Origin of the sequence: uncultured Maricaulis sp. (genome assembly GCF_947259345.1) — a bacterium.
In the GTDB taxonomy this organism is placed as follows: Bacteria; Pseudomonadota; Alphaproteobacteria; order Caulobacterales; family Maricaulaceae; genus Maricaulis.
On record NZ_CAMYLS010000034.1, the window covers coordinates 1 to 8,210 of the forward strand.

The 8,210-nt window shown below is 61.0% G+C and carries 4 protein-coding genes and 1 pseudogene; 3 read left to right on the top strand and 2 right to left on the bottom strand.

Features of this window, described 5'->3' with window-relative positions:
• Positions 1–589, bottom strand: a pseudogene (locus tag Q0X62_RS15410) (4-hydroxyphenylpyruvate dioxygenase); the annotation flags it as partial.
• Between the two features lie 142 nt (positions 590–731).
• Between Q0X62_RS15410 and Q0X62_RS15415 the strand changes: the two are divergent.
• The 3 genes from Q0X62_RS15415 to typA all read left to right on the top strand — a co-directional run bounded on the left by Q0X62_RS15415 (position 732) and on the right by typA (position 4,522).
• On the top strand, positions 732–1,253 hold the full coding sequence (locus Q0X62_RS15415; protein WP_297737907.1) for a MarR family winged helix-turn-helix transcriptional regulator: 522 nt from the start codon (positions 732–734) through the stop codon (positions 1,251–1,253).
• An 81-nt stretch (positions 1,254–1,334) separates the two neighbouring features.
• Complete coding sequence (locus Q0X62_RS15420; RefSeq protein ID WP_297737910.1) at positions 1,335–2,609, top strand: cache domain-containing protein; 1,275 nt, start codon at positions 1,335–1,337, stop codon at positions 2,607–2,609.
• A gap of 83 nt (positions 2,610–2,692) precedes the next feature.
• Complete coding sequence (typA, locus tag Q0X62_RS15425) at positions 2,693–4,522, top strand: translational GTPase TypA (RefSeq protein ID WP_366946187.1); 1,830 nt, start codon at positions 2,693–2,695, stop codon at positions 4,520–4,522.
• A gap of 22 nt (positions 4,523–4,544) precedes the next feature.
• On the opposite strand, the gene Q0X62_RS15430 is transcribed toward typA, so the two are convergent.
• Positions 4,545–7,736, bottom strand: coding sequence for a type ISP restriction/modification enzyme (locus Q0X62_RS15430; protein ID WP_297737916.1), 3,192 nt, complete (start codon positions 7,734–7,736; stop codon positions 4,545–4,547).
• Between the last annotated feature and the right edge of the window lie 474 nt (positions 7,737–8,210).

The following is an 8,210-nucleotide window of genomic DNA, read 5'->3' on the forward strand; positions in this document are numbered from 1 at the left end:
ATTCGCCCTTGATGTCGAAATAGCGGATCTCGCGGAAATTGAAGAGATCCTCGTAATACTTGGCCCAATAGTCCATCCGGCCCTTGTAGACATTGTGGGTCAGGTGATCGATCACGTTGAAGCCACAGCCTTCGGGGTGGATGTCGACGTCTTCGAGGTAGTTGAAGTCGATGTCATAGATCGACTTGCCGTTTTCGAACCGGTCGATGAGGTAGACCGAAGCGCCACCAATGCCCTTGACGGCCGGGATGACGAGTTCGGAAATGCCCGGCTCGGTCAGGACTGGCTCAGCGCCACGCTCCAGGGCTTCTTCATAGGCCAGGGCCGCATCCTTGACGCGGAAGCCCATGCCGCAGGCCGACGGGCCATGTTCCTTGGCGAAGAAGGAGGCCTGAGTGTCGGGTTCGTAATTGATCAGGAAATTGATATCGCCCTGACGCCACAGCTCGACATCTTTCGAGCGGTGATTAGCGATATGGGTGAAGCCCATGGCCTGGAAGACGGGTTCGATCACGCCGCGCTCCGGCGCGGTGAATTCCACGAACTCGAAACCGCAAAGCCCCATCGGGTTCTCGAACAGGTCTGCCATGTCTTGTCTCCAGGATTGCTGTGGGTCACGCCGTCTGGCCGCTTCGTGGCTCACGCTGCGGGGGCATGCCTTGAATGTGAGCCGTCTCAATATCGTACTGGTTGCTATTGCGTCAAGTTGTGATTGCAACTAATATCGATCCATGACCCAGCTGCAATCCCATTCCGCCGCCCAGACCGATGAACACGAAGCGCCGCTTGTTTCGATGGATCCGACGGATCGCGAGCCGATCCGGCTGAACGAGTACTGGCCCTACCAGGTCACCGTGCTGGCAGACCGCATCGCGCGGCTCACCGCGGCGATCGTCAAGCGCGAGGCCGGGCTCAACCTGTCGCAATGGCGCGTGCTGGCGGCCATAGCGGAAGCGCCGGGCCGGACCGCGGTTGAAGTGGTGACAGTGACGCCGATGGACAAAGGTATTGTCTCGCGGGCGACCAAGGCCCTGCTCGAGGCCGGCCTGGTTGTGCGCCGGGCTTCGCAGGCCGATGGCCGGGTTAGCCATCTCTACCTCACCAACAAGGGCAAGGACGTCTATGCCCACCTGCGAGAGGCTGTCGAGGCGGTCCCCATTGCGGCGAACCAGATGATGGATTCTGGCGAGCAGGGAGCGTTCTGTTCTCTGGTCAGACGGCTCGCCAATTCGGTGCCTGACGCAGAGCGATAGACGGGCGATTCGGCTCATCAAATATCACCGAATATTAGGCATTCGCGGTGTATAGGAAGGCGTCAAAAAGGATTTCTGTCTGTGCGCCAACTGGTCATCATTGCGGTTCATGTCCTGATCTCGGCGGTCTTCGCCGCGATTTCCGGTCTGGCTGCGCACAAGATCCTGATGAACTCGCTCTCCACCGCCCGGGCGGAAATGCTGCAATCCTATATCCGGGTTCGTGCCGATCGCGAGCAGACCCTGTTCGACGAGGCCCGCACGCTGACCGAGGCGGCTGAAGCCGCCTTCCTGCGCCGCCTCTCCCGGATCGAGGGCGAGGAGATTGTCGACGAGTTCGACGCGCTTTTCCCGCCTTTTGGTGACGGCACGCGCCGCAGCCATCCGGACCTGTTCGACGGACGGGCTCTGCCCGGCGCCGATTACGTTTTCGGGATCGGGTCATATCTGGGCGATGGCGAGCAGATGACCATCGAGGAACGCCGCCGTTACATGGCCGGCTTCCATGTCGTGCGCGTGTTCGGCGAAGCTCATCTGGGCGAGTTTTCGAGCCTGTATTACTTCACACCGGATCGCCGCGTCGTCATTTTCGCGCCGGAGCGCGAAGACCGCCTGGCCTTCTATCGCTACGAAGCGCCTGCCGATTTCAATCTCCAGGCCGATGAAGACCCGCGCCTGTTCAGCCCGGAGACCAACCCGGAAAGCCTGATGCAGTGCACGCGCCTGTCCCGATTTGTCTACACCGATGGCGGTGAACGATCGGCCACGGCCTGCCGCAAGCCGATCCGCGTTGATGGCGAGCTGATGGGCGCGTTCGGGACCTCAATCGACATGACGGAGCACCTGGCCTCCTCCATGGAGGCGCCGCCAGCGGGTGGGGTCAATCTTGTTTTCGACCGCGACGGCAATGTTATCGCCCGGGGGCAAACGGTCCAGCAGGCGCGCGCCTTCGGTATCGACCCGGTCGAAATCATGGGCCTGCTGCGCGACGATCCGCGTCCGCGCGGCGTGGTCGGGACCCCGCGCAGCGAATTCCTCGTTGCCTTCAGCCGCATTGCCGGCCCGGACTGGTATTTCGTTTCGGTCAGCCACCTCGCCGAAATCAAGGCGACTGCGACCCGCTGGGGTTGGCGACTCTTCTTTTTTATTTTCGTGGTGTCGGTGGTCATAACCAGTCTGCGGGGGCTTCTGCGGCGCACGGAAATGGTCCGCGCCTTCCTCGAGCCACCCGTCGCAGCACCGACCACGCGCCGCTACACTGCGGCGCCGGCCCGTCCGGATTCGGGGGAAGAAGCGCCGGGTCCAAACGGCACGAAGAGCGTCATTGACCGGCCCGGGCCTCAGGACGACGCCTGACCCCGCGGCCTTGCACGGAATAATCACTGGCCAGCTCCGCGCTCACGGCGTATGAGGGCGCGCCTTTTCACGACAGGAATGACATCATGAGCGCGTCCCTCGACAAGCTGCGCAATATCGCCATCGTGGCGCACGTTGACCACGGCAAGACCACGCTGGTCGACCAGCTGCTGCAACAGTCCGGAACGCTGGGCGAGCGGGCCAATGTGTCCGAGCGCATGATGGATTCCAACGATCTGGAAAAAGAGCGCGGCATCACCATCCTGGCCAAGAATACCGCGGTCACCTGGGGTGACTGGAACATCAATATCGTTGACACGCCCGGCCACGCCGATTTCGGCGGCGAGGTGGAGCGCGTCCTGTCGATGGTTGATGGCGTCCTCCTGCTGGTCGATGCGGTCGACGGCCCGATGCCGCAGACCTCCTTCGTGACCAAGAAGGCGCTGGCCCGCGGCCTCAAGCCGATCGTCGTGATCAACAAGGCGGACCGCCCCTCGGCGCGCCCGGACTGGGTTGTCGACCAGACCTTCGATCTTTTCGACCGCCTCGGCGCCAATGAGGACCAGCTCGACTTTCCGGTCGTCTACGCCTCCGCCCTGCAAGGCTGGGCTGCCAATGAAGCTGGCGTGATCGGCACCGACATGCAGCCCCTGTTCGAAATGATTACGGCCCACACGCCGCGTCCGGATGTTGACCTGGACGGCCCGCTGCAGCTGCAGGTCTCGGCCCTGGATTACTCCTCCTTCACCGGTGTGATCGGCATTGGTCGCGTCGCCCGCGGCAAGGTCGCCCGCAATCAGCAGGTTGTTGTTGCCAAGGCGGATGGCCGCGAGGTGAAGGGCAAGGTCCAGCAGATCTTCGGCTTCCACGGTCTCGAGCGTGTCGAGCGCGAGAGCGCCCAGGCCGGCGACATCATCACCTTCACCGGCATCGACAATCTGAAAATCTCCGACACGCTGTGCGATCCCGAGAATGTCGAAGCGTTGCCGCTGCTCTCCGTCGACGAGCCGACCCTGTCAATGACCTTCCAGGTCAATGACAGCCCGTTTGCCGGTCGCGAGGGCAAGTATGTGACCTCGCGCAATCTCAAGGAACGCCTCGAGCGCGAGCTGATCCACAATGTGGCGCTGAAGGTCGAGCAGCAGGACAATCCGGACAAGTTCACGGTCTCCGGCCGTGGCGAGCTCCACCTGTCCATCCTGATCGAGACCATGCGCCGGGAAGGCTTCGAGCTGGCGGTTGGTCGTCCGCGCGTTGTCATCAAGGAAGTCGACGGCGTCCTGTGCGAGCCCTATGAGAGCCTCACCGTTGACCTCGAAGAGGCCGACCAGGGCGGCGTCATGGAAAAGCTCGGCCAGCGCAAGGCCGACATGAAGAATATGGTGCCGGACGGGCATGGCCGGGTGCGGATCGACTATGTCATCCCGACCCGCGGTCTGATCGGTTTCCGCTCGGAGTTCCTGACCCTGACCTCGGGCTCCGGTCTGATGTTCCACACCTTCGATCATTACGCCCCGAAGACGGGCGGCGAGATCGGCCAGCGTCACAACGGCGCCATGGTCTCGATGATTGACGGCAAGGTGTTGGGCTTTGCCCTGTTCAACCTGCAGGAACGCGGCAAGCTTTTCGTCGGCCACGCGGTCGAGGTCTATGAAGGCATGATCATCGGCGTCAATGCCCGCGATGACGACATGATCGTCAATCCGACCAAGGGCAAGAAGCTGACAAACATGCGCGCCTCGGGCACGGACGAAAACATCGTCCTGACCACGCCGATCAAGCTGACCCTGGAATACGCGCTGGAATTCATCAATGACGACGAACTCGTCGAAGTGACCCCCCAGACCATCCGCATCCGCAAGACCTTCCTGAAGGAACACGAACGCAAGAAAGCGTCGCGCTCCAAGGAGTAGGGGCGGGCGCTGCGAAGCGCCGCTATGAAGGCTCCGGCAGATCGAGCGGGAGTTTGATCTCCTTCATGATGCGGTCGGTTTCGGCGAGGATCTTGATGATTTTCTGGTAGTGCCGGATATCGTCAAAGCCGAGCGTGCGGCCCTTGCGGTCCTTCAGCCATTTCTGCGCCGGCTGGTAGCCGCCGATCGGAAAGCCCCAGGCAATTTCGGGCACATTCGTGAAGCGCTGGGATTTGTTGATCCAGACCTCGCCAACCCCGTCGCCCGTGGCTTCAAAGACCGGCTTTTCCACCACCGGATCGCCCTCGCCCAGGAAGGGATAGGGCGTCTCGCCCACCGCCGCATCCTCCATCAGATGCAGGCGGCGCAGCGCCTCGCCCTTTTCGCGTACCGCCCAGAACACGTCCGGCGAGGCGGGCCAGGGAATGCGCGGAAAATCGATCTTCAGGAATTCGGCAAAGGTCTCGCGATAGTCGGGGCTGTGCAGCACGCCGTAGATATAGTCGAAGACGGCGACCTCATCCGGTTCGCCAAACTCTGGATGGGTCGCGAGTTTGCGGAGTTGCGCATAGAGCTTGTCATCGAAATTGACGCGCCGAGTTTGGTCGAGTTCGTCTTCGGCGGGGTAGAGGTAGAGGGGAAAATTAGAATTGATGTCATATGCCCCAAACGCTTTGTGTCCCGCGATATGTTGAGTGCATAATCCCCCAACTCCATCTTTTGTTTGTGATGGCGCGCATAACACTAAATTTGAGTCTTGAGCTACGTGCCGCATTGTTTCCGCACGAGGGCGGCATTGAAATCCGCGAGAGGTTCCAGTATAGTAGGTCCATCTTATGTCAAGCGGCCTATATAGAACTCTTACTATATTTTTATATGAAAAATTTTCTTTTACATCTTTCTGTGCGGACAATACTTTCCAATCTTGAGCATCTTTTCCAAGATTGTACTTTGTCCGTGCTTCTTCGGTCGGAAGAGCGGCGAAATCCTGCACGCGCGCCCATAGATTGTCCCGATCCATGTCGATAGTCAGCTTGTCCCGAGCCGTTACGATGCCAACGGAATTCACCGGCATCAGCTCCTGCACGCCAAAACCCGCTTGATAGGTCTCCTGAAGCGCAAAGTCCCGCCGCACGAAGACATGCTGCGGGGCCGGGCTGTCGAGCGGGGCGAAGAGAGTTTCATCCAGTTTCGCGGCGTCGAGCGCCTCATATTTGTCTGCCCGCGCGCCCCACAGATCGCCTTGCATCACCTCCGCCAGCCCGTCGCCGCCCTTGCCTGTCTTGACCGCGATGATGATGGCGACGCCTTGCTGGATATCGAAGACATTCTTGTCCGGTCTGCCGTCGGGGCTGACCTCTTTCTTCTTGGCATTGCCGTGCAGGTCGAGAATCCAGATCCTGTCGAAATCCTTCATCAGGCGCCAGCGCATGCCCCGGAAGGTGGGATTGTCGAGATAGCCGTGATTGGTGATGAATCCGAGCACGCCTTCGCCATTCTTCTCGATCAGGTGCGAGGACATGCGGATGAATTTCACATAGAGGTCATTGATCCATTTGGGATTGCGCTCCTTGAGCTTTTCAATCCCGCCCGGCTCCTTCTTGTAATCATCCATCAGCTGGCCGAGCCAGCCTTCGGACACACCGCCTTCGCCCAGATAGGGCGGATTGCCGATCACACACATGATGGGCATATCGCGCTTGATCGTGTTGGCGCCCTTGGCCTCCCTGGAGAGCCATTGGGCAAAGGGCAGGGTCTGGTCGGCGGCTTCGCCTTCTTCCAGCGAATTGGTCAGATAGACCGAGAGGCGCGGGGGCGTTCCGGTCGGTTTGTAGCCCAGCTCGGTGAGGATCATGTCGAGCTTCATGTGGCACATGGCATAGCTCGCCATCAGCAGCTCGAAGCCGTGCAGGCGCGGGATCAGGTCGTCCTCGATATATTTTGACCACATGCCCGGGGCGACGCCCTGGATGCGCGGGGCAATCTGCTTGATCACCTCGGCCAGGAAGGTGCCGGTCCCGGTTGCCGGGTCGAGGATCTGGACGCGATGGACCTCGCGCTCCTCATAGGCCCGTCCGCCGCCGCGCTTGCGGATCTTGCCATCCTTGTTGGTGATGTGTTGTCCGGTGTCGAACTTCACCTTGACCCTGGAGGTGTCCGCCAGCCCGTCCGCGAGGCCGAATTCGGTCTTCAACACCTCGTCCACGGCGCGGACGATGAAGTTCACCACCGGCTCCGGCGTGTACCAGACCCCCCGCGCCTTGCGCTTGGCGGGATTATAGGCGGCGAGGAAGGTTTCATAGAAGTGCAGGAACGGGTCTTGCTGGCCGGTCAGCTTGCCGAAGTCCGCCATGATCGACTTGAGGTCGCAGGCGAGGAATATCTTCGCCAGCTCGTCGATGACCCAGGCGATGCGGTCATCCAGGTCCGGTCCGGCGATATAGCTGAACAGGCTGCGCAGGAAGGGGTTGGACTTCGGCAGCAATTCCAGCGCCTCGGTTCGGGAGAATGTGTCCAGCGTGTCATCGTGGAGACGGGCCGCAAACAGGCCGTAGGCAATGGTCTCCGCATAAAGATCGGCAAAGTCGGCGGGCTGGATGTCGTGGATCAGGTGTTCCCTGAAAGCCTCATACTGCTCGACCAGCGGCGTGTCGGCCTTGTCCTTGCGGTCAGCCAGGAGGGCCCGGCCCATGACGTCCTTGATGAGGGCGGCCTTGCCGGCCATCATTTCTGCCAGCTTTTTCGACGAATGGATGGTGCGCGGGCGCTCGGTGAAGAAGTCCCGCAGCAGGTGTTCGAGTTCGGCAAAGACCTCTTCACGCGGCTGCAGGTCGCCCATCAGGGCGTCGCCGATATTGACCAGCGCCCGACGCTCGCCCTCGAAGATGAACTCGAATTCCAGCCCGTTGGTGTAGAGCAGGTTCGGGAAGGCCTTGGTGTAGCGCGTCTTCTGCTCGATGGAATATCCCTTGAGCGTCGTCAGGCCGAGGCCGATATCCTTGGCCTCGCAATGCCCGACCGGGACGCCATCGCGCAGGAAGCTGAAGTCAGGGGCACCGACTTCCGTCCGGCGCGGCTCGTTGACGGCAGCGAGATCGTCCGGCGAGAGGGCGTCGAACAGCGTCTTCAAGGCCGGGCGGTAGCTGTGCTCGCTGGCTTCTCCGGTCTTGAAGACGGCCCGAATGTCATCAAAGAAATTCTGTACTGCTGACATCGGTTTCCCCTCAAGATTGTGTTTCACAAGGCCTAAGCTGACGCGATCTGTCTGCCAAGTCATGCCTGTGACGAAGCGGCGCCTCTTTTGATGGCAGACGCATGGCCGGGCCGGGGTTCAAGCGCCTTGTCATCCCCGTCGGATGTCCGGCGAAGGCCGGACGCAGGACAGGGACCTATGTCGTTGCCACCAGCGAGGTCCCTGACTTTCGCCCGGCCTTCACCGGGCGGAAACCTGCGCCCGCGTGGGCGGGTGGCAGGGATGACAAATTTGGAGCCTGCCCGGCTTCCGCGCTCTGCCCTCACGTCCCGACATAAAGCTTCCGCTTGCCGGCCTTGGCCTGTTTCTTCGCCTGCTTGAGCAGCTTGTGATATTCGTCGGGATCGCGGGCCCAGCCGTTGGGCTCCATGCCTTCGCCGAACTCGCCGTCGAGCATGCGGGCGATGTCGCGCAGGGTCTGCACCATGTCGAGGC

What these genes read in the sequence shown, in the direction of transcription:
- Q0X62_RS15415 (WP_297737907.1), top strand. Translation starts at nt 732, where the DNA reads ATGACCCAGCTGCAATCCCATTCCGCCGCCCAGACCGATGAACACGAA.
- Q0X62_RS15430 (WP_297737916.1), bottom strand. Translation starts at nt 7,736, where the DNA reads ATGTCAGCAGTACAGAATTTCTTTGATGACATTCGGGCCGTCTTCAAG.